This is a genomic window from Pandoraea norimbergensis (genome assembly GCF_001465545.3).
Classification (GTDB): Bacteria; Pseudomonadota; Gammaproteobacteria; order Burkholderiales; family Burkholderiaceae; genus Pandoraea; species Pandoraea norimbergensis.
On record NZ_CP013480.3, the window covers coordinates 2,565,560 to 2,587,486 of the forward strand.

Below are 21,927 nucleotides of genomic sequence, written 5' to 3' on the forward strand. Positions count from 1 at the left end.
TCGATGCGATCGTTCATGCCTGCCACCTCAACACTTTGCGCTCGATGGCGCGAAACACCACGTCCGTCACCAGCACGGTGACACTGATCATCACCATGCCGAGCACGACGACTTCCGTCTGGAAGAACTCCTTGCCGTTCATGATGAGAAAGCCCAGCCCTTCGCGCGCGGCGACGAGTTCGGCAGAGATCACGCACGTCCACGACAGGCCGAGAATGATCTTCATGCCCGAGAGAATCTGCGGCAGGCTCGCCGGCAGAATGACTTCACGCATGACTTGCCAGTTCCCCGCGCCCAGATTGCGGGCCGCACGGATCAACAGCGGGTCGACGTTGCGTGTCGCTTCGATCACGTAGACCAGCGCCGGGGCAAACGTGCCCATGAACACGATGCTGTACTTCTGCGTCTCCGAGATACCGAACCACAGCAGCGAGAGCGGAATCCAGCTCATCGACGGCAGCGGGCGCAGGAACGACAGGATCGGATCGAACGCGGCGCGTGCATACGTCGACGTGCCGAGAATGATGCCCAGCGGAATGGCGACGACGGTGGCCGCGATAAAGCCGGTCATCACGCGACGCGTGGAGGCGAGCACGTTGGCGACGAGTGTGCCGTCGCTGAGCATGGCCATGATGCGTTCGCCGACAGCTGAGGGCGGCGGCAGAAACAGGGGGTCGATGGCCCCGGTGCGGCAGGCGAGTTCCCAGACCAGCAGGAACACCACGATGGACGCAAACCCCACGCCGAGCAACGTGGCGCGGGACGGTTGACGATGATTCACAATCAGACTCCTCGAACTTGCGCCGGCCTCGTGAGGCCCACGAACACCGGCGCGACGGCACAGCCGCAGGGCTTACAGATACGACGTGTTGATCCACTGACGCACGGCCGGCGCTTTGTCGATCTGCTTGTACGTCACGAGCATTTCCGCGAGACGCTGAAGTCCGTCGACATAGCTGCCCGGCGACTTGAGCAACTGCGTTTGCTGCGCGAGGCTGTACCACTCGGCGCCCTTGATCGTTTCGATCTGGTCGAGCGCCGACATGCCGGTCAAGCCGATCAGCGAACGGGCGGCCTCATCCGGTTTGTCGCGCAGCGTCTGGCAGGCGTCGAAATAGACCTTGAGGTATTTGCGCACCACGTCGCCATTTTTCTCGGCCCACGCGTTGCGCACGATCAGCACGTCCGGTCCGGGCGTGACGTTGTAGCGCTTGTAGAGCGAGAACTGCGTGTCGTCGGCAAGCAGCTTCATGCCCGACATGGCGCGAATACGGTTGAACTGCGGCGTCCACGCAGCGGCGGCGTCGATCTGACCCGACTGGATGGCACCGGGAAGTTCCGGGGCGGGCACGTTCAGCACCGTCACGTCGTTCGACAACCCGGCGTTGCCCAGCAGGTCGAGCACCAGCAGATGCGCGCTCGACGCGAAGGTCACACCCAGCTTCTTGCCCTTGAGGTCTTGCAGCGAATTCACGCCCTCACGCACGAACAGACCTTCAACGCGGCCGAAGCTTTCCGGCACGGCCACGATCGAGAAGTGCTTCGAACCACGCGCCATCAATGCCAGCGCCGAGACGATGCCCGTGCAGGCAATGTCAATGCCACCGGAGAGCACCGCGCTCATGCGCGCCGACGACGTACCGAACGACTGCCATTGCTGATCGATGCCGGCGGCGGTCAGTGCACCCGACTTCATCGCGAGATAGGCGGGGTAGTGACCGAGCCATGCCGAGCCCCCGTACTGGACGGTGGCGGCGTCCGCTGCGCGGCCGATACCGGGCACGGTCAGACCGGCGGTGGCGGCAACGGCTGACATGGCGGCGCTGGTGTGAAGAAACTTGCGTCGTGACGGGTTCATGCGTGTCTCCTGTTGGATATGTGTTATTTCGCGGTGAACGATGCGCGCGGGTGTTGCAGTAATGGCAGTAATGGCAGTAAGCGGTGATCGGGCGAGGGGTCGGTCAGGCGGGAACGTCAGTGCAAATCAGCACAAGGCGAGTCGCTCGCCCAGCCATGGCATGAGGCGATGCAACTCGGGGAATGCCTCTTGCGCCAGCGCGAGACGCCCGGCAAGAAAGCACTGCGAGGCCATCTCCGAGACTTCGCCTTCGCGAGAGACCTGATAAATCGTGCGCGACAACGCGGGGCCGGGCAGCGGCAGTGCGGCCACTTGCGAGAGCGACGCGCGGCCTTGCAGCAGACACAGCGGCGTGGCGATGGTGAAGCCCAGATCGGCGGCCACCATCGACATGACCACGTCGGACGTGTCGATCTCCAGATGCATGCGCGGCGAGTGACCCGTGCGGCGCAGATGGCGCTCGATGACGGCACCAAAGTGCGAGCGTCCCGAGAACCGGATCAGCGGCAGGGTGCGAATCAGTTCGCTCAGATCCGCTTGCGCAAGCTCGGCTTCGCGCGCCTTGGGCACCACGACGATGAAAGGCTCGGTGAAGATCGGACGGCGCACCAGACGCTCCATGTCGTGCATGGGATCGCTGGTGACGATCAGGTCGAGCTGGCGGGCAAGCAGCGCTTGCGCATGCCCGTTGGCGAGCCCGGACCAGAGCAGCAGTTCGCTGGTGCTGCCCGACATCTGCCGCACGATCGATGGGCCGACGGTGGCGGCAAACGAGTCGATCATGCCCACGCGCACCGCAGCACGGCTGGCGACGTCGGCGTCTTGCACCTGCGCGATGAGGCGGTCCATGTCGTCGACGATCTGGCGGGCATGACGCGAGAGCGCCAGTCCGGCGGGCGTGAGTTTGAGCGGACGGCGCGAGCGGTCGAGCACCCGTGTACCCACGGTTTGTTCGATCTGGGCGATGGCCTGCGAGATGGCCGATTGCGTGACGCCAAGCGTGTCGGCGGCGCCCGAGAGGCTGCCGGCCGACGCCACGGCTTCAAAGATCCGCAACGATCTGACGTCGAGGTCTGCACGCTTTTTCATCAACCTGTCTCCGGTCGGGCGGTGCGTGCCGGTGGCGCGAGAGGGCGTTTTCCGGTGCGCAGCGATGCATCGATATAAGAATTTCTGTGGATTGTAGGGATTAAGGCCCTAAAAACAAAAACGAATTAAGTAAAACTAATACTTTGTATTAGGCCGTGAGAATCCGGGTAGGGGAAATCGCTTAGGGGCAGCGCGGAGGGTGTCGGTGTGCGGAACGAACGCGTCCGCAGATCGGGGCGCGCGTGAGGAAGGGAACGTCAGGTGAATCTGGCGAGGGCGGCTGTTGAGGGAATCTTATTATTTCCTTTACGCGCGCACGGGAATAATCGGTGCCGTGCATGCTGCACGAGCGCTTGGTGATGACGATGCTGGACTTCGAACGCGACACGAGTTTCGCGAGCCTTTTACCCCCGATGCTGCCCAAGCTCTGGACGTTCGCATTGCGTCTGACGGGCGACCGGCACGATGCGGAAGACCTCGTCCAACGCGCCTGCGTGCGGGCGCTGGAGCGCGCAGATGCCCACTTGCGCCCTGACAGTGCGCCGCTGAACTGGCTGTATTCGATCGTCCACTCGCTGTGGGTCAACGAATTACGTGCCCGAAACGTGCGCAGCCGCAGCGGTGTGGCGTGGGACGACGAGATGCTGGAGAACGTGGCCGATGGCGTGTCGGGACTGCCCGACGAGCACGCCAGCCATCAGCAGATTGTCGACGCGGTGGAGCGCTTGCCGCAGACCCAGCGCATTGCGCTGCTGCTCGTGGCAGTCGAAGGGTTCAGCTATCGCGAAGCGGCCCAGATTCTCGATGTGCCCGTGGCGACGGTGACCGGCCGCCTGTCGGCGGCGCGTCAAACCATCGGTGCGCAGTTCGGCATTGCGCCGCGTCGCTTGCGGCCGGCGCTGGCAGAGACATCCAAGTAATGGTGATCAACGACCAGACGCTCCTGTCCTATGTCGAAGGGGCCTTGTCAGACGATGCGCGTCTACAGGTCGAAGCCGCGATTGCCCGCTCGCAGGACATGGGCGCGCGTGTGGCCGCGTTGCGGGCTTCGGCCTTGCCGTATCGCGAAGCGTTCGACGATCTCATGGCGCCGCCCGTACCGCCGGGACTGAAGGCGAGCGTGCTGGCGCTGACACGCGGACGCACCACGCATGGGTTGCCGCGCAAAGCGTCCAGCGCCAATGACGCCAGTTTCGTGCGCACACATGCGACTCGTATGTTCGGCGGCCAACTCGCGGCGGGCGCCATGCCGGGCGTGGTCCATTTCGCCGCTCCCCGTGCGCGACCGCTGGTGTGGTGGTCGGCGGGCACGTTTGCCGCCGTGGCGACTGCATGCGCCGTGTTGCTGTCGTTCGCCGGTGCGCGCTTGCTGGCCGACGAGCCATCGCCCTCGTCGTTGTCATCGCTGTTGCTGACGCCCTCGGTCGGCAATGCCGCGACGACCATGTGTAGTCAAGGACGCCCGACGCGATCGCAGTCCGGGGATTCATCCGGTCGACGATATGGACGTGGTGACATGGCGCCGCCACGGCCAGAGGTTTGCGCTGATGTCGACGGCGTGAGCGAATGATTTGCTGCCGGACGCCACCGCATCGGCGGCGTCGGCGACATAGTTATAGCAATGTGCCGATGGCACCGGGTTGGTGCGACACATGCGAGGTGTGCCGATTGCCCTGACGCTCCAGCGTGTAGCCACCACCGTAGACCGTGCGCAGCGTCAGGCCATGATCACCGCGCAACCCCAGCCGGTTGCGTAGCTTGTACACGTGCTGCTCGATACTTCGGGCGGCCACCTTTTCGTCGCTTCCCCAGATCGCTTCGGCAATTTGCTGCCGGCTGATGCGCATTTCCGGTTGGCTGAAGATCAGCCATGCCACGGCGAACTCTCGTGCCGTCAGCGGTACGTCGAGTCCGTGAATCGCAACGGTGTCGCGGCCACGATCGACGACATAGGCACCCACTTCCAGAATCTCGTTGCTACGCGCTGCGGTCGCCGTCACGCGGCGCTGCATGGCGAGCGACAGCCGGACGCTAAGCTCGCCCACATCGACCGGATACATCACCACATCGTCGCAGCCTGAGCGAAATGCGAAATCGAGCATCCATGCCGGTGTGCCGAAGCAGATGACCGGCGCCCCGTCGCCTCGCGCACCCCGGCGACGGGCCAGCACGCCCTGCATTTCATACGGGCCGAGCGCGGCGTCGATGAGGACCGCCGAATAACCGATGCGCGTCGCGGCAATCGCGTACTGCGCGGTGTCGTCGAAGTGCTGACAGGACCCGTCCGTGTTAAGGCTGGTGCGAATGGCTTCGTATAGCGCGACGTCTCTCGTCAGAATTGCAAACTTCACCGGAATCTCCAATTACCCGTCTTAAATACGTTCTTACATGCTTCGACTCACCGTGCTGTCTTGCAGCGCTCCCTACATAAACACCTGAACCGGCGATATGAAAAGTGAGGATTTCGCATCAGGTTGTTGAGAATTCAGCAGGGTATGGCGTTCTACCTTGAGTTACCTGCCATTCCCCCCGAAAAGCGAACCTCATGAACGCACGGATCTACTTCGCATTGATCGCGAGTGCGCGTATGCATAACGCAAATAACGCCATGCCACGCTGCGCCGACGCCTTGCTTGCCGGCGACTGGCCGCGTGCCTATGCGGCCATTTGCGGCACTGCCGACCAGAACGAAAAGCATTGGCAAGACGTGCAAGGTGCCAATCTCGGTGCGCTGGCCGACGTTCAGGTGTTGCGCGAACTTGAGGAGGAGGCCGAGCAGAGCTATGCGAGAGCGCAGCGCGGTTGCCGTGCCGGTGGCGATGCGCTGCGCCTGATGTCGGCGCGTAATGCGGGTTGGCAGGCGTTGCTGCGCGACCGGCTTGCCGTGGCACGCAACTGTTTCATCAGCATCATTCGTGATCGCGCGAGCGATGCCGCGCAGGAAATTGAGGCGCGTGTGGGGCTGGCCATCGTCGACTATCGGCTGGGGCGGCCGCATGCCGCCATGCAAGTGCTATTGCAAGCCGACCGGTCGGTTAATGAGCTTCTTAATGCGCTTCATCCGATCTGGGAAAGCATCGTTTCGCTATTGCTTTCGGACATCTCGCTGCATTCGCAGATTCGCCGCTCGTCGGCATTGTCCGATCATGTGTTCTGGCAATCCGCGTGGCTCAGTGCAGAGTCGGCGTCGGGCGGGGCACACCAGACCGAGGCTACGGACGGACTCGACGTGTTTGGCAATCGTGCCGCCGCGAGCGACGCTGCCTCGGCCACCGACGGCGTGCTGGTGCGCCGGTACCGCGCCTATATGCGCTATCTGGGCGAGTTGTCTGAGGGCGTGCGTGCCAATGCAGGCGCATTGAACGACTTGCTCGACGGCTTGCGTTCGTGCGGCAGCCCACAGGTGCTGATGAATCTGAGGCTGAATGCCGTGCTGGCGGCATTGGCGGGCGGACAGGGCGACGTCGCGGTGCGGCTCTTCGATGCGATCGGCGCCCGCGACGTACATCATGCCGCCCGTCACTCCGATCTCGAATGGCTGTACGTGAGCGCAAAGCTGGCGTTCCAACGCGGCCAGATCCATCAGGGCATCTCGCTGTACACCAGCTATTCATTGCAGGCGCTGTTCTGCCTGCGTTCGCAGATCGCCCCGACGCGCAGTCTCGACCCGCAGGCGGATGCGGCACAGATGGCGCGCGGCGACGATATCGCCACGCGCTTGCCCGCCAAATATCGCAAGGCGTATCGCTACATCATCGAGCACATTGCACACAGCGAACTCACCACGCGCGAAGTTGCGGCACAGGTCAACGTGACTGAACGTGCGTTGCAAATGGTGTTCAAGCGCTCGCTGGGCATGTCGCCGGGCGCGCTCATTCGCAAACTGCGTCTCGAGGGTATCCGCAACGAATTGATGGATGACGCACGCGTCATGGGGTCGGTACTGGGCACGGCGAATCGCTGGGGTGTGACGAGCCGCTCGGCGCTGGTCAAGAGCTATCGCAAGCAGTTCGACGAATCGCCTTCGGAGACGATCAACGCGTGAGCGTCATCAACGCGGGGCACTTGCGCCGTTCGGTTTCGCACAGCACCCCAATGGTGCGTGTAAGAGGACGTAATATGACGCGCTGTTGAGATTTGCGGCGTGTCCGAGGGCCTGAGGCAGACTCGCCGCTGTTTCCCTCGAAAGGCCCCGGCATGGTCATCGTGCTTTTGTCCCGCAGCAAAGCGCTTCGCGCCGTCTTCTCTGCACTTGAACAAGGAACCGGCAATTGCCGGGTCATCGATTTCGATAGCCGCGTTGAGCTGATTCGTTATCTCTCGGTGCGCGCCAATGCCGATCTGGTGGTCATCGATGCCGATACCGACGCCGAGGCGATTGCATTTCTCGCGACGTGGCGTACCTGTCACGCGCGCCATGATCTGCCCATTCTCGTCACCGGCCACTATCTGAGTGCCGCCGCCATGCGCGATGCGTTGGCTTGCGGCGGCGACGACATCGTGGCGGGCGCGCTATCGCTCGACGAGTTGCAGGCGCGGGCGTATCGCTGCGTGGCGCGGCGGCGCACGTCGGAGCTTGAGGCCACCGTCATCGAATACGGCGGCTACCGGCTGGATAAGCTGAACTGCCGCTGCACTCGGGAAGGATGTCCGATTCACCTGACCACCCGCGAGTTCGCGACGGCATGGCTGTTCTTCTCGCACCCGGGGGCGGTGCTGAGCCGCCCGCGTATCTCCGAGAAAATTTGGGGCGAGGCCGCAAAGGCTCGCGAGCCGGGCGCGCTGACGCGTTACATCAACCAGATACGCCGCAAGCTCGGGCTTTCGGGAGGTGGTCCGGTGGCACTGCGCGCCGTGTACGCCTCGGGCTATCGGCTTGACGGCCCGCAGCCCGCGAGGCTGTAAGCTTCGCTATTCGGGCTTGACCCACTGACAGGAATGGAGAACCCATGAAAAGAATCTTGATGAGCGGCGCGGCGGCGCTGATGTTGACCAGCCTGACGAGCGCCTCCGCGTGGGCTGCCGATCCCTGCGAGAACCCGCAGGATCAGACCACCATGAACGCTTGCGCGGGCAAGTCGCTCGCCGCGTCCGACAAGAAGCTCAACGAGACGTATAACGCGCTGGTCAAGAAAGTCGGTCCATCGGGCAAGAGCAAGCTCCTGAGCGCACAGCGTGCCTGGCTCGCATGGCGCGATGCCCAATGTGCGTTCGAGACCATGGGGACCGACGGGGGCAGCATTCACGCAGCGATGTACGCCTCGTGTGCCGATGAACTGACGCAGGCGCAGACCAAGCGGCTCGACGGTCAGCTTCACTGTCAGGAAGGCGACCTGTCCTGCTCGAAGTAAGACCCGCCGAGTCAGCTCACACCTGCCGGTCAAAGCAGGCGGTAGGCGAGCCGGGCCGCGACACGGGCCGCTGACCCTTGAGGGTCGAAGTGCGGGTTGTATTCCGCGAGGTCCGCCACGCGGAGTTTTCCCGAACGGCGCACGTGTGTGGCTATCGCTTCGACAACGGTCATCGGCACGCCGTAAGCTGCCGGAGCCGAGACGCCGGGCATCACCGGTGCGGGCAACACGTCCAGATCGATGGTGAGATAGACGTGATTTACATCGGCGATCAGCGCGTCGATTTGTGCGAGACGCGCGTCGAGATGCCGGTCTTGCATGTCGGTGTCTTCGACGAACGTCACGCCCAACTCGCGAGCGCGCTCGAACAGCGATGCCGTGTTGCTCAACCGGCTGACACCGAGGCAGGCATAGTCGAACAGCAAACCGGCTTGTTCGGTCGCTTGCGCAATCTGATCGAACGGCGTGCCTGATGTGCCGGGGCGGGCGGTGCGCAAGTCGAAGTGAGCGTCGAGGTTGAGAATCAGCACGCGCCCACGGTCGCCGCGAGCATCCAGATGCGCACGCAACCCTTGCCACGTTCCCCACGCGATCTCGTGGCCGCCACCAAGCACGACCGGATGTGCGGACGCATCAAGCTGCTGGCGCACGGCGGTGGCGAGGGCTTGTTGGGCGGCTTCGAGCGCATCGCCTTCACAACTGACGTCCCCCGCGTCGTAGAAGCGTTCGATCTCATGGGCGGGCAGGTTGGCGAGCGCGCGGCGGATGGCTTGCGGGCCATCCACGGCGCCCACGCGCCCCTGATTGCGTTTGACGCCGGCATCGCAGGCGAAGCCGAGCAGCACGGGCGCGCCGGCGATCGCGGCTTGCGCCGGGCCGTCGAGCACTTGCACGACATTGAAGAGCCGCCGCGTGTCACCGCGTTCGTTGGCGTCGCTGCGGCCTTGCCAGACGTTGGGCGAGGCCGTTTGCGCAGGCATTTTTGTCGTTGAAGTCAGCATGGGACGAAGGATGGAAAGTGCTGATGTGGATGTCACGCAGACGGCAAGTCGCGCCATTGCCCTTGGCGGACCGTGCGGCAGGGCAGTTCGCCGCCGAGCCAGTAGGCCAGTTCGGCGGGGCGCTCGATCTCCCACGCCACGAAGTCGGCGGCTTTGCCTGCTTCGATCGTGCCGTGGGTATCGAGCATGCCGAGTGCCTTGGCAGCGTTGCGCGTCACACCTGCCAGCGCCTCTTCAGGCGTGAGACCGAACAATGTGCACGCCATATTCATCATGAGGCGCAGCGACAGGGCAGGTGACGTACCCGGGTTCAGATCGGAGGCCACGGCAATATCGACCCCGTGCTGGCGCAGCAGATGCACCGGCGGACGGCGCGATTCCTGAAGCATGTGGAACGCGCCCGGCAGCAGCACGGCCACCGTACCGGCCCGGCCCATGGCCGCGGCATCCTCCGGTGTCATGTATTCCAGATGGTCGGCCGACAGTGCGCCTAGTTCCGCGGCAAGGCTGGCACCGCCCAAGGGCGAGAGTTGCTCGGCGTGCAGCTTCACGGGCAATTTCAGCTTCTGTGCACGCAGCAGCACGCGCATGACTTGCGCTGGCGAGAAGGCAATCGTCTCGCAGAACGCATCGACCGCATCGACCAGCCGCTCTTCGGCGAGCGTCGGCAGAATCTCCGCGCAAACGTAGTTCACATACTCGTCCGCCTTACCGGCAAACTCCGACGGCACGGCGTGCGCGGCCAGACACGTCGTCTTGACGGTAACCGGCAGCGCCTCGCCAAGGCGTCTCGCCACGCGCAGCATCTTGCGCTCGCTGTTCAGATCGAGTCCGTAGCCGGATTTGATCTCGACCGTCGTCACGCCGTCGCGCATCAGCGTGAGAAGCCGCTTGCGCGCCGACTCGAACAAGGCGTCTTCGGTAGCATCGCGTGTGTGCCGCACCGTGTACTTGATGCCGCCGCCCGCCGCCGAAATCTCAGCGTAGCTCACGCCTTGCAGGCGTTGTTCGAACTCGAGACTGCGGTTGCCGCCGAACACCAGATGCGTATGGCAGTCGATCAACCCCGGCGTAACCCACGCGCCTTGCAGATCGACGCACTCGTCGGCTGCGGTGGCGGAGCGCTCGCTGCGCGGGCCGACCCATTCGATTTGCTTGCCGTGCGTGACGATCACGGCATCTTCGATCGCGTGGTAGCGGCCGTCGCGCATCGTGGCGACATGGCAGTGCTTCCAGTGGATACGTTTCATGAGAGGCTCGTTTGGCTGGTGTCGTCGCGCGCTTCACGCGACGCCTTGGGTTTGACGCCGAAGCAGTAGGCCGCCGACATCAGCGCGATCCAGCCTGCGCCGACATACAACGCCACCCGCGTGTCTTCCATATAGCCCAGCACGCCGATCACAAACAGCATGAACGCGATGGCGAGCGCCGGGCCGACGGGCCACAAGGGCACCTTGAACTTGAGCGCAGCGACTTCTTCGGCAGACAGGCGACGACGCATGGCGACCTGCGAGAGCAGAATCATCAGCCACACCCAGACCGTTGCGAACGTGGCGATCGACGCGATGATCAGGAACACGCCTTCCGGAATCAGGTAGTTCAGCACCACGCCGCCGAGCAACGCGCCGGTCATCACCAGCACCGTTACCCACGGCACACCGTGGCGCGACGTTGCGCTGAATGCCGCCGGTGCCTGACCGTGCTCCGCCATGCCGAACATCATGCGGCCCGCGCCGAAGATATTGCTGTTGATGGCCGAGATGGCTGCCGAAATCACGATCACGTTGAGGATGGCTGCGGCCGACTTGATGCCCAGACCCGAGAAGATCTGCACGAACGGGCTGCCCTGATTGCCGATGCCGGTCCACGGGAAGATGGCCATCAGCACGCACATCGTGAGCACGTAGAACAGCAGAATGCGCAGCGGCACGGCGTTGATGGCACGCGGAATCACCTTCTCGGGGTTTTTCGCTTCGCCGCCGGTGATGCCGATGATTTCAATGCCGCCGTAGGCAAACATCACAACCGCCAGCGACGCCATCAGGCCACCCCAGCCATTCGGCAGGAAGCCGCCATGCGACCAGAGGTTGCTCACTGCCGGGGCGTGTTCGCTGTGGATATGCACGCCGGTGAACAGGATCACGGCACCGCCGACGATCATGGCCACGATGGCGAGAATCTTCACCAAGGCCAGCCAGAACTCCATTTCGCCGTACACCTTCACGTTGCACAGGTTCAGCCCGCAGATGACCATCACGATGCCGAGCACCCAGATCCATTGCGGCACATCGGGAAACCAGAACCCCATGTAGATGCCGAACGCCGTCACGTCGGCCAGACACACGATGACCATCTCGAGGATGTAGGTCCATCCGGTGAGAAAGCCGGCGAGGGGGCCGAGGTTGTCGCGGGCATAGCGGCCGAACGAGCCCGATACCGGTTGGCGCACGACCATTTCACCGAGTGCGCGCATGACCATATAGACGGCGGCGCCACCGATGATGTAGGCGAGGATGACGGCCGGACCGGCCAGTTGGATGGCGGAGGCCGAGCCATAGAACAGGCCGGTGCCGATGGCCGACCCGAGCGCCAGAAAGCGGATGTGCCGCGCGCTCAGATTGCGTTGCAGGTTTTTCAAGCTGTCTCCTGAATATGCGTAATTTGCGCAATGAACCGGCCCGCCCAAGGGGCAGGCGGCATAACGATTAGCCCGCGGTCAGGCGGGTTGCCGGTGCGCGAATCGCTGTTCGTTTCGCACCGGCAGGGCGCGAATCAAACGCGAATCAAGCGCTCGGCAGGGTGCCGGAAGGCACGAGGGCAGTCAGGTGGCGCTGCGCGATCAACACGCTTGCCCCTTCGATGTCCGGTGCGAAATAGCGGTCCTTATCGTAGAACGGGACGGCGGTGCGCAACAGGGCGCGGGCACGTTCGAGCACCGGCGTCGTCTTCACACCTTCGCGGAAGTCCAGGCCCTGACAGGCGCTGAGCCATTCGATCGCAATGATGCCCTTGACGTTATCGGCCATCTCCCAAAGCCGCTTACCGGCGTTGGGGGCCATCGAAACGTGATCTTCCTGATTTGCCGAGGTCGGGAGACTATCAACGCTGGCCGGATGTGCCAAGGCCTTGTTTTCGGAGGCGAGCGCGGCGGCGGTGACCTGCGCGATCATGAAACCGGAGTTGACCCCCCCGTTGGCGACCAGAAAAGCCGGCAACTGGGACATATGTTGGTCCATCATCAGCGAAATGCGCCGTTCGCTCAAGGCACCAATCTCAGCCAGTGCCAACGCCAAATTGTCGGCGGCCATGGCCACCGGTTCGGCGTGGAAGTTGCCACCGGAGATGACGTCGCCCTGTTCCCAGAACACCAACGGATTATCCGACACTGCGTTGGCTTCCACGCCCAGCACGTCGGCGGCCTGGCGAATCTGCGTCAGGCACGCACCCATGACTTGGGGCTGGCAGCGCAGCGAGTACGGGTCTTGCACCTTCTCGCAGTTGGCGTGCGACTGGCCGATTTCGCTGGTTTCGCCCAGCAGATGGCGATACGTGGCGGCCGCATCGATCTGACCGCGCTGGCCACGTGCTGCGTGAATACGCGGGTCGAACGGGGCACGCGAGCCGAGCATGGCTTCGACCGTCAAGGCACCGCACACGCTCGCGGCGGCGAACATATCTTCCGCTTCGAACAGGCCGCGCAGCGCATAAGCCGTGGAGACTTGCGTGCCGTTGAGCAGCGCCAGCCCTTCCTTGGCAGCTAGCGTCAGCGGTTCGAGCCCGGCGACGGCCAGTGCTTCGCGGGCGTCGAGCCATTGGCCGCGATAGCGCGCATGACCTTCGCCCAGCAACAGCAGCGACATATGCGCGAGCGGTGCGAGATCGCCCGATGCCCCCACTGAGCCTTTCAGCGGAATGCGCGGATAGACCTCCGCGTTGACCAGCGTGACCAGCGCGTCGATCACCTTGCGGCGGATACCGGACAGGCCACGGGCCAGACTGTTGATCTTGAGCACCATGATCAGGCGCACCAGTGCGTCGTCGATCGGGGCGCCCACACCGGCGGCGTGCGAGAGCACGAGCGAGCGTTGCAGGTTCTCCAGATCTTCGTGGGCGATGCGCGTTTGCGCCAGCAGCCCGAAGCCCGTGTTGATGCCGTAGGCCGTACGGCCTTCGGCGACGATGCCTTCCACGCAGGCGACGCTTTTATCGATGGCCGCGTAGGCCTTCTCGTCGAGCGTGACTTTAGTCGGCTGCTCGAAGACCGCGCGCAGTTGTGCGAGCGTGAGCGTGCCGGGCGTGATGAACAGGGAATTCAGGGGGGCGTTGTTTTGATTCGACATGGTGAGGTTCACTTCGAGGTATTCAGCATCGGCAGGTTCAGGCCGTTTTCGCGGGCGCAATTGATGGCGATGTCGTAGCCGGCGTCGGCGTGGCGCATGACGCCCGTCGCCGGATCGTTGTTCAGTACACGGGCGATGCGGGCGGCGGCGGCGTCCGTGCCGTCGCAAACGATCACCACGCCCGAATGTTGCGAGAAGCCCATGCCGACACCGCCGCCGTGGTGCAGCGACACCCACGTCGCGCCGCTGGCGGTATTGAGCAGGGCGTTGAGCAGCGGCCAGTCCGACACGGCGTCGGAGCCGTCGCGCATCGCTTCCGTCTCACGGTTGGGGCTGGCGACCGAGCCGGAGTCCAGATGGTCGCGGCCAATCACGATGGGGGCGGAGAGCTCACCCGAGCGCACCATTTCGTTGAACGCCAGACCGAGCTTGGCGCGCAGGCCGAGGCCGACCCAGCAGATACGGGCGGGCAGCCCTTGGAAGCTGATGCGCTCGCGGGCCATATCGAGCCAGCGGTGCAGGTGCGTGTCGTCGGGAATCAGTTCCTTGACCTTCGCGTCGGTCTTGTAGATATCTTCCGGGTCACCGGACAGGGCGACCCAGCGGAACGGGCCGACGCCACGGCAGAACAGTGGACGAATGTACGCCGGCACGAACCCGGGGAAGTCGAACGCCTTCTCCACGCCTTCTTCCAGCGCCATCTGACGGATGTTGTTGCCGTAGTCGAACGTCGGCACGCCCATCGCCTTGAAGGCGAGCATTGCGTTGACGTGGACGGCCATCGATTGCTTGGCGGCCTTCACGACTTCTGCGGGCTTGCTGCGGGCGCGTTCGCGGTATTCGTCCCAAGTCCAGCCGATGGGCAGATAGCCGTTGAGGGGATCGTGCGCACTGGTCTGGTCGGTAACCATATCGGGGCGTACGCCGCGACGTACCAGTTCCGGCAGAATCTCGGCCGCGTTGCCGCACAGGGCGATGGACACGGCCTTGCCGGCTGCGGTGTATTTCGCGATACGGGCCAGTGCGTCGTCGAGATCGGTAGCTTGTTCATCCACGTACCGCGTGCGCAGGCGGAAGTCGATGCTGGTTTGCTGGCATTCGATGTTCAGCGAGCAGGCACCGGCGAGGGTGGCGGCGAGCGGTTGGGCGCCGCCCATGCCACCGAGGCCGGCGGTGAGTACCCAGCGCCCGGCCAGTTTGCCGCCGTAGTGTTGGCGGCCGGCTTCCACGAAGGTTTCGTAGGTGCCTTGCACGATGCCTTGGCTGCCGATGTAGATCCACGAGCCGGCGGTCATCTGGCCGTACATGGCGAGACCTTTGGCGTCGAGTTCGTTGAAGTGTTCCCACGTGGCCCAGTGCGGCACGAGGTTGGAGTTAGCGATGAGCACGCGCGGTGCGTCGGCGTGCGTCTTGAAGACGCCGACCGGCTTGCCCGACTGGACCAGCAGCGTTTCGTCGTCACCGAGCGTCTTGAGGGTGGCGACGATGCTGTCAAAGCATTCCCAGTTGCGGGCAGCGCGCCCGATGCCGCCGTAGACGACGAGGGCATTCGGGTTCTCGGCCACGTCCGGGTCGAGGTTGTTCATGAGCATGCGCAGCGGCGCTTCAGTCAGCCAGCTACGGGCATTGAGTTGCGTGCCGCGCGGCGCGCGGATCGTCACATCGCGGTATCGGGTAGGTTGGCTCACAGCATTCCTTTCGTTCAGACCAAGTAATGACCGGTACAGTATTGTATATACAGGTAAGTATGTATTAGGGTTTGTACGAACGGTCGGTGTGAGGTGGTTGGCGGGAGTATGCGAGTGCGGCCGATGAACGCGCCGACTTCACCGAAGGACAGAGCGATGACGAAATACCTAATCTCGTTTCCCGCGCGGGCGATGGACATCCCCGCCGAGGACTTTGCTGCCGTGGGCGAAGCGGCGCACAAGGTGATACGTGAGGCGAAGGCGGCCGGCGTGTACGTGTTCGGTGGTGGAATCAACGGGCGTGTCGCCCCCCTCATGGTCGCCGCAGACGGCAGGACCACAAACGAGACGTATCCGCAGACAAGGGAGTTCGACGGCGGCTTCTGTGTCCTGCAACTCCCGTCGCGCGAAGCTGCTATCGCGTGGGCTGCGAAGATCGCCCAAGCTTGCCGCTGCTCGCAGGAACTCCGCGAGTTTGGGGACGACCCCGAGAGCTGACGGGCAGAAAAAAAACACACCACCGCACGAAACAACGTTGTGCGGGGGTGTGCCAAGGGTGAGCCGGGCCATTACGCAGTGCCACGCCATGTCGAAGGCCGAGCGCAAAGTACCGGTTCTCGCGAAGTCTCCGAGATGAGACCGATGAAACTCAAGCACCCCCTCGGCGGGCGAGGGGGGAACAACCAAAAATCAGAACGTCTGACGGATACCCATGCGCACCAGCGTTTGCGTCGAGGTGGCCGACGAGATGCCGTTGCCCACGTCGCCGACCGACGCCGTTGCGGACACCACATTGCCGAAGGTGTCGAGCGTGTTACCCGACGCCTTCTGATAGCCCACGAGCGCGTACAGCGACGTGCGCTTCGAGAACGCGTAATACGTGGCGAGGTTGACCTGCTGATACTTCGGACCGCCCGCACCCTTCACGTCGCTGCCTTGCGTGTAGTTGTACGCGGCGGCCAGTCGAATCGCCGGCGACCACTGATACGCCACCGTGGCACCGATCGAGTTGAACGTCATCGCGCTGGCAAACGTCGAGAACGAACCCGGCGTGTAGTGCACGTTGCCGTACGACAGACCCACTTGCGTGTTGCCGAACGTGTATGTACCGGCAGCGGCGAGAATGCGCTGGCTGGCGGCCGAAGCAAAGCCTTCGTTGATCGACGACGCGAACGTGCCGTCATACGCGCCGCTCCATGTGCCGCCCGTGTTGCCGTAAGCATTGGTCGCTTGCAGGTAAGCCACGCCGAGGGCGAGCGGGCCGCTGGCGTACTGACCGCCAAGACCCCATGCGTTCTGGTTCTTCACGCTGCCCGGCTGGCCACCGAAGCCATAGATCGCACCGAACTGGAAGCCGCCGTACACCGGGCTGGCCCACTTCACCGAGTTGTTCACGCGGGCTTGGTTGTCGATGTTGTCGATATCGCCCGGGTGCGCACCCATGCCGGTGACGAACGTGCCCGCGCTGATCGCGCCCACGTAATCCACGATCGGATCGTACTGACGGCCAAACGTAATCTTGCCCAGCGTGGCGCTTTGCAGACCCAGCCACGACTGACGGCCGAACTGGCGGCTGCCTTGGCCCGACTGACCCGTACCGATGTTGAAGCCGTTCTCGAGCTGGAAGATGGCCGCATTGCCGCCGCCCAGATCCTCAGTGCCTTTCAGGCCCCAACGGTCGCCCGACCACGTGCCGCTGGCAAAACCCCAGTTCGAGGCGTTGGAGTAGACGATCGGCGTGCCTACGCCACCCTTCGTGGTGGCGGTGCGCTGACCGCTGGTGTAACCCACGCCGGCGTCGACGATGCCGTACAGAGTCACGTTGCTTTGTGCTTGTGCCGCGATGGCGAAGCCGCCGAGCCCAAGCGCCGCGAGAAGAATACGCTTCATAATATTAGTAATCCTAAATATATGTGACAGGAACGTCACGAGAACGCGCCGTCGATACCCCGTTGAACCTCTTGTTTTCCGATATGGGGCGGGGGGAGGGTACCGCTGGCGTGGCTTACCGGGGGGCGTCACCTCCGGGAAGTCCGGTGACGCTGAGCCAGGTCGCAACAGCCACGACCAGCGCGTCGATATCGTCGAAGTTCTCGGCACCCGGCACGGCCGGCGCGTCGAGTACCGTGAACACCGGCTTGCGCCATTGCAGGCCAAGCGCGATTTCCGAGAGCGTGCCCAGTCCGCCGCCAATGGCGACCAGACACACCGAGGCACGCGCGATCAACGCGTTGCGCGTGATACCCAACCCCGTGGGCAACGCAACGCTCAGATGCGGGTTGGCGTCGTTCGCATGGTCTTCCGGCAACAGGCCGATTACGATGCCGCCGGCCGATGCCGCACCTGCCGACGCCGCTTCCATCACACCGCCCTTACCGCCGCACACGAGCGCAACACCGGCGGCTGCCAGCGCTTCGCCGACACAGTGCGCCGCTTCAAGTTGCGCCGCCGTAGCTTCGCGCGGGCCAATCAGCCCGACCGGCGTCACGTGCCGGTGCGTGCTTTCCTGGCGGGCCGCCAGACGATCGAGAGCGTGGCGGGCCGCAGCCGACCACTCATTGAGGATGACGCCGTACAAGACACTCTCCGAGAGCGAGCACACCGCTGCATACCGCCATCAATACGAGCGACAGCGCGGCGGCTTGTGGGAAATCCGTTTGCCCGTCCGACATCTTCAGGAACATGAGCAACGGCAGAATATTGATTTGGGTGCCGGCCAGCGCGAGCGCCGTGCCATACGTGCCCATGGCGATGGCGCTGACGAGACACCACGCGGCGGCGAGCGTCGGCCAGAGTTCGCGCAACGCCACGTCGACGATGGCCCGCAGCGGGTGCGCGCCGAGCGTGAGCGCCGCTTCGAGCGGCCGGCGGTCCAGATTGGCGATCGCCGGATAGACCATCAACGCCACACGCGGAATCAGGTAGTACGCGTAAGCCGCGATGAGCCCCGGCGCCGTGTAGATCAACGCACCGACACGTGCAGGGTCGGCACCCAGCGATGCCAGCCCGAGCGTGACGAACCCCGCACGGCCGAACGCCAGAATGAAACCGTACGCGATCACCAGCCCCGAGAACGCAAGCGGAACACCCATCGCCGCCAGCCAGAAACGGCGTCGACGCGGCGTTTGACGGGCAAGCGTGACGGCGAGCAGCGCACCGACCACCAACGACACGGTGCCTGCGCCGACCGCCAACGCTAGCGAGTTCACCAGCGCGTCGCGCACCAGCGGATCAATGGCGATGGCAAGGAACGCTTCGCCATGCCCATCGAACGCTGCCACCACAAGCGCGCCGAGCGGCAGTCCGAAACCGAGGGCAAGCAACACGGCCGCAGGCAGTCCGCCAAAGCGCCGCACCCAGCCTCGTGGGGCGAGCGCCCCACGGGGGCCTTCGGCGGCGGTCTCGTTAGCCGGGACCGGATTGGCGCGGGCGGAAGTCATCTCGTGCGATCTCACTTGGCGAGTGCCGCCGCTGCCCACAGGCGATCGACTTCCGCCTTTTGGGCCGCTGCGCGCACGACGTCGAGCGGGTGCACTTGCGGCGCGTCCGGCATGCGGGCACGCATTTCCGGCGAGAGCGGCACGCCGGGCACGGCCGGGCGCACGTAGCCTTGTGCGAACAACGCCTGACCGACCGGGCTCATGATCAGGTTCAGCCACAGCTTGGCGGCGTCCGGATTCGGGCCGTTCTTCACCAGACTGATCGCGTACGGGGCCGAGACACTGGCTTCCTTCGGAATCACGACTTGCGCTGCGTCGCCCATGCCGTCGGTGTATTTCGCCTTCAGGCCGTCGTTCTCGTAACCGATCAGAATCGGGATCTCACCCTTCACGAACTTGGCGTAGGGCGTGGTGCCCTCCACACGCATCACGTTGCCGGCTTCACGCAGCTTGCCGAAGAACTCGGCGCCCGGCTTCGGGTTGTCCACGTTGCCACCGAACGCATACGCCGCAGCAAACACCGCGACCTGTCCCTGACCCGTCGAGCGCGGGTCGAGATAGACCACCGCGTTCTTGTATTCCGGCTTGAGCAGGTCGGCCCACGACTGCGGCACATGCTTCACCAGCTTCGTATTCACGAGGAATGCGATGTTCAGCGAGTGAATCGTGAACCAGCGGCCATCGTTGTCGCGAAACACCTTGGGCAGCGTGTCGAAGTTGATCGGCTTGAACGGCGCCACCACGTCTTTCTGCACGGCATCGAGTGCGGAACCGGCGAAATAGTAGGCCGTATCGGCCTGCGGACGGCGGCGTGCCTTGTCGAGCGAGACCACCGTGGCGGCAGAACCGATGTCGTTGTAAGTGATCTCCACCTTCGGATACCGCTTGCGGAACTCGGCAAACAGCGCCTTCCAGTTGGCCCACTCGGGGCCCGTGTCGAACGACACGACGAGGCCTTCGTCGGCGGCCTTGGCGTACAACTCCGTTTCGCCGGGGTACAGCGGCGCATTGCTTTGCGTTTGCGCGTGCACGGCAGCGGTCGTGCCGGCGAGCATCGCGAACGAGACGGCCAGCGTGGAGAGTGCCGGCAGGACGGCACGAGACAGCAGGCGCGGCGAAGAGGTGAGGCGAATCATCGACATAGCTCCATCGGGGGCATGAGGTAAGGAAATCAGGGGAATCATTTCGACGCCGGGGGCAGCACCCGGAGCAGTGCCGGGTCAAGCGCTACCGCGTGCGTGGCTGGCCGACGGTGCTCGCCCAACAGCGGCGTGGTGGCGCCGTTTGGCAGAAAGTCATAGCGGCAGGTGGCACCGAAGAAGCGCACGGCACCTGCACGGCCAGCCAGCCGGTTGATCGCGTGCAGTGGCGGATCGGCGTCGATGTGCTCTGGACGAACCAGCAAGTTGACGGCATCACCCGTGCGCCACGCACCGGTATCGGCGAGCAGTTCTGCGAAGCCGACGTCGACCGCACCCGGGCGCACCACGCGCGCGGGCAGTACCGTCGACAGACCGGTGAAACTGGCGACCGTGGCACAGGCGGGGGCATCGTAGAGACGTTGCGGCGTATCGATCTGCAACAGGCGCCCGCCGTCGATGACCGCAACGCGGTCGGCAAGGCTCAGCGCTTCGTCGCGATCGTGCGTCACGATCAGCGTCGTGGCACCACTCGCCTGTTGCAGTGCACGAATTTCATCGCGCAACTGCTGGCGAATGCCAGCGTCGAGCGCGGCAAGCGGTTCGTCGAGCAGCAGCACACGGGGCGACACGGCTAGCGCGCGCGCCAACGCAACACGCTGTTGCTGTCCGCCCGATAACGACGCGGGACGGCGCAACGCACAATCCGCCAGTCCCACGCGATTGAGCATTTCCAGCGCGATACGTTGGCGCTCGGCGGCAATGATGCCACGCATGCGCAGGCCATACGCCACGTTATCGAGCACGGTGAGATGCGGGAACAGCGCGTATTGCTGAAACACCATGCCGACCTGACGTTTCCAGACCGGCACGCCCGCAACGTCTTCACCGCCGATGGCGATGCGGCCGCGATAGCCGTCGAGCAGCCCCGCGACGAGCCGAAGCACCGTCGACTTGCCCGAGCCGCTGCGGCCCATGACGGCAAGCAGTTCGCCCTGACGCACTTGCAGGCTGACGTCGTCGAGCCCCTGCGGCGCACCGGCGTAGCGGAAGCTGACGTTTTCGAGAGTAAGACTCATGAACTGACCTTCTGGCGGGATGCTGCGACGATCGATGCACCGGTCGCGATCAACGCGAGCACGAGCAGCACGACGGTGGCGGCGCAGGCAAAACCGGTGGCGCCATAAAACGCCTGAAGCAGCACCACCGGGTAGTTGCGATAGCGGAAACCCGCGATGAGATTGGAAATCTGGAACTCGCCGATCGACAGCGCGGCGACCATCACCAGCCCGGCGACGAGGCTGTGCGTGAGGTTCGGCACGGCGACGGTCAGAAACTGTTTGAGCGGCGAGGCACCGAGCGTGGCCGCGCAGTCTTCGAGACGCGCGATGTCGAGATGGCGCAGATCGGCGAGGAGCGTTTGCGTGAGATACGGCAGCGTCAGCACGGTGTGGGCCAGCACGAGCAACCAGAGCGAGCCGAGCCACGGCAACGTGTCGCCGCTGAACACAGCGATGTAACCGAAGCCGAGCGTCAGCGCCGGCACGGCCACCGGCAGCAGTGTCACGAGGCGGGCAATCGCGCCCCGGCCGCTGCGCGAACGGTGATGCAGCGCGTATGAGAGCGGCAGGCCGACCAGTGCAGTCATCACGCAGCAACTCAGGGCGACGATGAGGCTGGTGGAGAAGGCGCGCCGGAACGACGGGTCACCGGCCAGTTCGGCAAACCAGTGCAACGTGAAGCCGGTCGGCAACACCGTGTTGGTCCATGCCTGACCAAATGCGCCCACGAGCAGCAGAAGTACCGGCAGGCACAGGTAGATGAGAAACAGGGCAGCGACGGCGCGCACGATCCACAGCAATACGCTGGTGCGTGAGCGCTGCGGCGCACGTCCCGCCTGGCCGGCATCGGCAGGGGCGGGGCTGTGCCGGGATGGCACAGATCGGGCGTGGCGCTCAATGTGGACGTCGGACATCGGGTGAACTTGGTCGGCAGGTCATGACAAAAGGGTTGCTGCGACG

At 64.1% G+C, this 21,927-nt stretch carries 21 protein-coding genes; 6 read left to right on the top strand and 15 right to left on the bottom strand.

Annotated elements, in window-relative coordinates:
* Positions 1-13 precede the first annotated feature (13 nt).
* The 3 genes from AT302_RS11285 to AT302_RS11295 form a co-directional block, all read right to left on the bottom strand.
* Entirely contained in the window at positions 14-781 is a 768-nt protein-coding gene (locus tag AT302_RS11285; RefSeq protein ID WP_058378525.1) for an ABC transporter permease, read from the bottom strand.
* A gap of 72 nt (positions 782-853) precedes the next feature.
* Positions 854-1,858 (bottom strand): ABC transporter substrate-binding protein, encoded by a 1,005-nt coding sequence (locus AT302_RS11290; protein ID WP_058378526.1) that lies wholly within the window; start codon positions 1,856-1,858, stop codon positions 854-856.
* A gap of 126 nt (positions 1,859-1,984) precedes the next feature.
* Positions 1,985-2,947, bottom strand: coding sequence for a LysR family transcriptional regulator (locus AT302_RS11295; RefSeq protein WP_058378527.1), 963 nt, complete (start codon positions 2,945-2,947; stop codon positions 1,985-1,987).
* A 338-nt stretch (positions 2,948-3,285) separates the two neighbouring features.
* Between AT302_RS11295 and AT302_RS11300 the strand changes: the two genes are divergently transcribed.
* The gene (locus AT302_RS11300) at positions 3,286-3,867 is read left to right on the top strand and encodes an RNA polymerase sigma factor (RefSeq protein WP_237172126.1); all 582 of its coding nucleotides are present in this window, start codon (positions 3,286-3,288) and stop codon (positions 3,865-3,867) included.
* Positions 3,867-4,517 carry an anti-sigma factor family protein gene (locus AT302_RS11305; protein ID WP_058378528.1) on the top strand — a complete coding sequence of 217 codons (651 nt, stop codon included), beginning with the start codon at positions 3,867-3,869 and terminating at the stop codon, positions 4,515-4,517. Before AT302_RS11300 ends, AT302_RS11305 begins: the two co-directional genes overlap by 1 nt.
* A gap of 43 nt (positions 4,518-4,560) precedes the next feature.
* Here the strand turns inward: AT302_RS11305 and AT302_RS11310 are convergent, their stop codons facing one another.
* Positions 4,561-5,298 (bottom strand): response regulator transcription factor, encoded by a 738-nt coding sequence (locus AT302_RS11310; RefSeq protein WP_058378529.1) that lies wholly within the window; start codon positions 5,296-5,298, stop codon positions 4,561-4,563.
* A 194-nt stretch (positions 5,299-5,492) separates the two neighbouring features.
* Between AT302_RS11310 and AT302_RS11315 the strand changes: the two genes are divergently transcribed.
* From AT302_RS11315 to AT302_RS11325, 3 genes are all read left to right on the top strand, one after another.
* On the top strand, positions 5,493-6,992 hold the full coding sequence (locus AT302_RS11315; protein ID WP_058378530.1) for a helix-turn-helix transcriptional regulator: 1,500 nt from the start codon (positions 5,493-5,495) through the stop codon (positions 6,990-6,992).
* Between the two features lie 152 nt (positions 6,993-7,144).
* Positions 7,145-7,852 (top strand): response regulator transcription factor, encoded by a 708-nt coding sequence (locus AT302_RS11320; RefSeq protein ID WP_058378531.1) that lies wholly within the window; start codon positions 7,145-7,147, stop codon positions 7,850-7,852.
* A gap of 44 nt (positions 7,853-7,896) precedes the next feature.
* The gene (locus AT302_RS11325; protein ID WP_058378532.1) at positions 7,897-8,298 is read left to right on the top strand and encodes a lysozyme inhibitor LprI family protein; all 402 of its coding nucleotides are present in this window, start codon (positions 7,897-7,899) and stop codon (positions 8,296-8,298) included.
* Positions 8,299-8,327: 29 nt separating this feature from the next.
* Here AT302_RS11325 and hutG read toward each other — a convergent pair whose 3' ends face one another.
* From hutG to hutU, 5 genes are all read right to left on the bottom strand, one after another.
* Entirely contained in the window at positions 8,328-9,278 is a 951-nt protein-coding gene (gene hutG, locus AT302_RS11330; RefSeq protein ID WP_058378533.1) for a formimidoylglutamase, read from the bottom strand.
* A 53-nt stretch (positions 9,279-9,331) separates the two neighbouring features.
* On the bottom strand, positions 9,332-10,549 hold the full coding sequence (gene hutI / locus AT302_RS11335; RefSeq protein ID WP_058378534.1) for an imidazolonepropionase: 1,218 nt from the start codon (positions 10,547-10,549) through the stop codon (positions 9,332-9,334).
* Positions 10,546-11,937, bottom strand: coding sequence for an amino acid permease (locus AT302_RS11340; protein WP_058378535.1), 1,392 nt, complete (start codon positions 11,935-11,937; stop codon positions 10,546-10,548). The genes hutI and AT302_RS11340 overlap by 4 nt, the downstream gene beginning before the upstream one ends.
* 145 nt (positions 11,938-12,082) lie before the next feature.
* On the bottom strand, positions 12,083-13,639 hold the full coding sequence (gene hutH / locus AT302_RS11345) for a histidine ammonia-lyase (RefSeq protein WP_058380266.1): 1,557 nt from the start codon (positions 13,637-13,639) through the stop codon (positions 12,083-12,085).
* An 8-nt stretch (positions 13,640-13,647) separates the two neighbouring features.
* The gene (hutU, locus tag AT302_RS11350; RefSeq protein WP_058378536.1) at positions 13,648-15,327 is read right to left on the bottom strand and encodes a urocanate hydratase; all 1,680 of its coding nucleotides are present in this window, start codon (positions 15,325-15,327) and stop codon (positions 13,648-13,650) included.
* A gap of 156 nt (positions 15,328-15,483) precedes the next feature.
* Here hutU and AT302_RS11355 point away from each other — a divergent pair, with 156 nt between their 5' ends.
* Positions 15,484-15,825, top strand: a complete 342-nt coding sequence (locus tag AT302_RS11355; protein WP_058378537.1) for a YciI family protein — start codon at positions 15,484-15,486, stop codon at positions 15,823-15,825.
* Positions 15,826-16,017: 192 nt separating this feature from the next.
* On the opposite strand, the gene AT302_RS11360 is transcribed toward AT302_RS11355, so the two are convergent.
* The 6 genes from AT302_RS11360 to AT302_RS11385 all read right to left on the bottom strand — a co-directional run bounded on the left by AT302_RS11360 (position 16,018) and on the right by AT302_RS11385 (position 21,881).
* Complete coding sequence (locus AT302_RS11360; protein ID WP_058378538.1) at positions 16,018-17,217, bottom strand: porin; 1,200 nt, start codon at positions 17,215-17,217, stop codon at positions 16,018-16,020.
* A 115-nt stretch (positions 17,218-17,332) separates the two neighbouring features.
* Positions 17,333-17,905 (bottom strand): TIGR00725 family protein, encoded by a 573-nt coding sequence (locus tag AT302_RS11365; RefSeq protein WP_058378539.1) that lies wholly within the window; start codon positions 17,903-17,905, stop codon positions 17,333-17,335.
* On the bottom strand, positions 17,883-18,767 hold the full coding sequence (locus AT302_RS11370; RefSeq protein ID WP_084656166.1) for an ABC transporter permease: 885 nt from the start codon (positions 18,765-18,767) through the stop codon (positions 17,883-17,885). The genes AT302_RS11365 and AT302_RS11370 overlap by 23 nt, the downstream gene beginning before the upstream one ends.
* Positions 18,768-18,778: 11 nt before the next feature.
* Complete coding sequence (locus tag AT302_RS11375) at positions 18,779-19,822, bottom strand: extracellular solute-binding protein (protein ID WP_058380267.1); 1,044 nt, start codon at positions 19,820-19,822, stop codon at positions 18,779-18,781.
* 125 nt (positions 19,823-19,947) lie between these two features.
* Positions 19,948-20,985, bottom strand: a complete 1,038-nt coding sequence (locus AT302_RS11380) for an ABC transporter ATP-binding protein (protein WP_058378541.1) — start codon at positions 20,983-20,985, stop codon at positions 19,948-19,950.
* Complete coding sequence (locus AT302_RS11385; RefSeq protein WP_084656168.1) at positions 20,982-21,881, bottom strand: ABC transporter permease; 900 nt, start codon at positions 21,879-21,881, stop codon at positions 20,982-20,984. The genes AT302_RS11380 and AT302_RS11385 overlap by 4 nt, the downstream gene beginning before the upstream one ends.
* Between the last annotated feature and the right edge of the window lie 46 nt (positions 21,882-21,927).

Bases quoted from the DNA above. Each gene is read 5' to 3' on its own strand.
- AT302_RS11290 (WP_058378526.1), bottom strand. From the start codon at position 1,858: ATGAACCCGTCACGACGCAAGTTTCTTCACACCAGCGCCGCCATGTCA.
- AT302_RS11295 (WP_058378527.1), bottom strand. From the start codon at position 2,947: ATGAAAAAGCGTGCAGACCTCGACGTCAGATCGTTGCGGATCTTTGAA.
- AT302_RS11300 (WP_237172126.1), top strand. From the start codon at position 3,286: ATGCTGCACGAGCGCTTGGTGATGACGATGCTGGACTTCGAACGCGAC.
- AT302_RS11305 (WP_058378528.1), top strand. From the start codon at position 3,867: ATGGTGATCAACGACCAGACGCTCCTGTCCTATGTCGAAGGGGCCTTG.
- AT302_RS11315 (WP_058378530.1), top strand. From the start codon at position 5,493: ATGAACGCACGGATCTACTTCGCATTGATCGCGAGTGCGCGTATGCAT.
- AT302_RS11320 (WP_058378531.1), top strand. From the start codon at position 7,145: ATGGTCATCGTGCTTTTGTCCCGCAGCAAAGCGCTTCGCGCCGTCTTC.
- AT302_RS11325 (WP_058378532.1), top strand. From the start codon at position 7,897: ATGAAAAGAATCTTGATGAGCGGCGCGGCGGCGCTGATGTTGACCAGC.
- hutG (WP_058378533.1), bottom strand. From the start codon at position 9,278: ATGCCTGCGCAAACGGCCTCGCCCAACGTCTGGCAAGGCCGCAGCGAC.
- hutI (WP_058378534.1), bottom strand. From the start codon at position 10,549: ATGAAACGTATCCACTGGAAGCACTGCCATGTCGCCACGATGCGCGAC.
- hutH (WP_058380266.1), bottom strand. From the start codon at position 13,639: ATGTCGAATCAAAACAACGCCCCCCTGAATTCCCTGTTCATCACGCCC.
- AT302_RS11355 (WP_058378537.1), top strand. From the start codon at position 15,484: ATGACGAAATACCTAATCTCGTTTCCCGCGCGGGCGATGGACATCCCC.
- AT302_RS11360 (WP_058378538.1), bottom strand. From the start codon at position 17,217: ATGAAGCGTATTCTTCTCGCGGCGCTTGGGCTCGGCGGCTTCGCCATC.
- AT302_RS11370 (WP_084656166.1), bottom strand. From the start codon at position 18,767: ATGACTTCCGCCCGCGCCAATCCGGTCCCGGCTAACGAGACCGCCGCC.
- AT302_RS11375 (WP_058380267.1), bottom strand. From the start codon at position 19,822: ATGCTCGCCGGCACGACCGCTGCCGTGCACGCGCAAACGCAAAGCAAT.
- AT302_RS11380 (WP_058378541.1), bottom strand. From the start codon at position 20,985: ATGAGTCTTACTCTCGAAAACGTCAGCTTCCGCTACGCCGGTGCGCCG.
- AT302_RS11385 (WP_084656168.1), bottom strand. From the start codon at position 21,881: ATGTCCGACGTCCACATTGAGCGCCACGCCCGATCTGTGCCATCCCGG.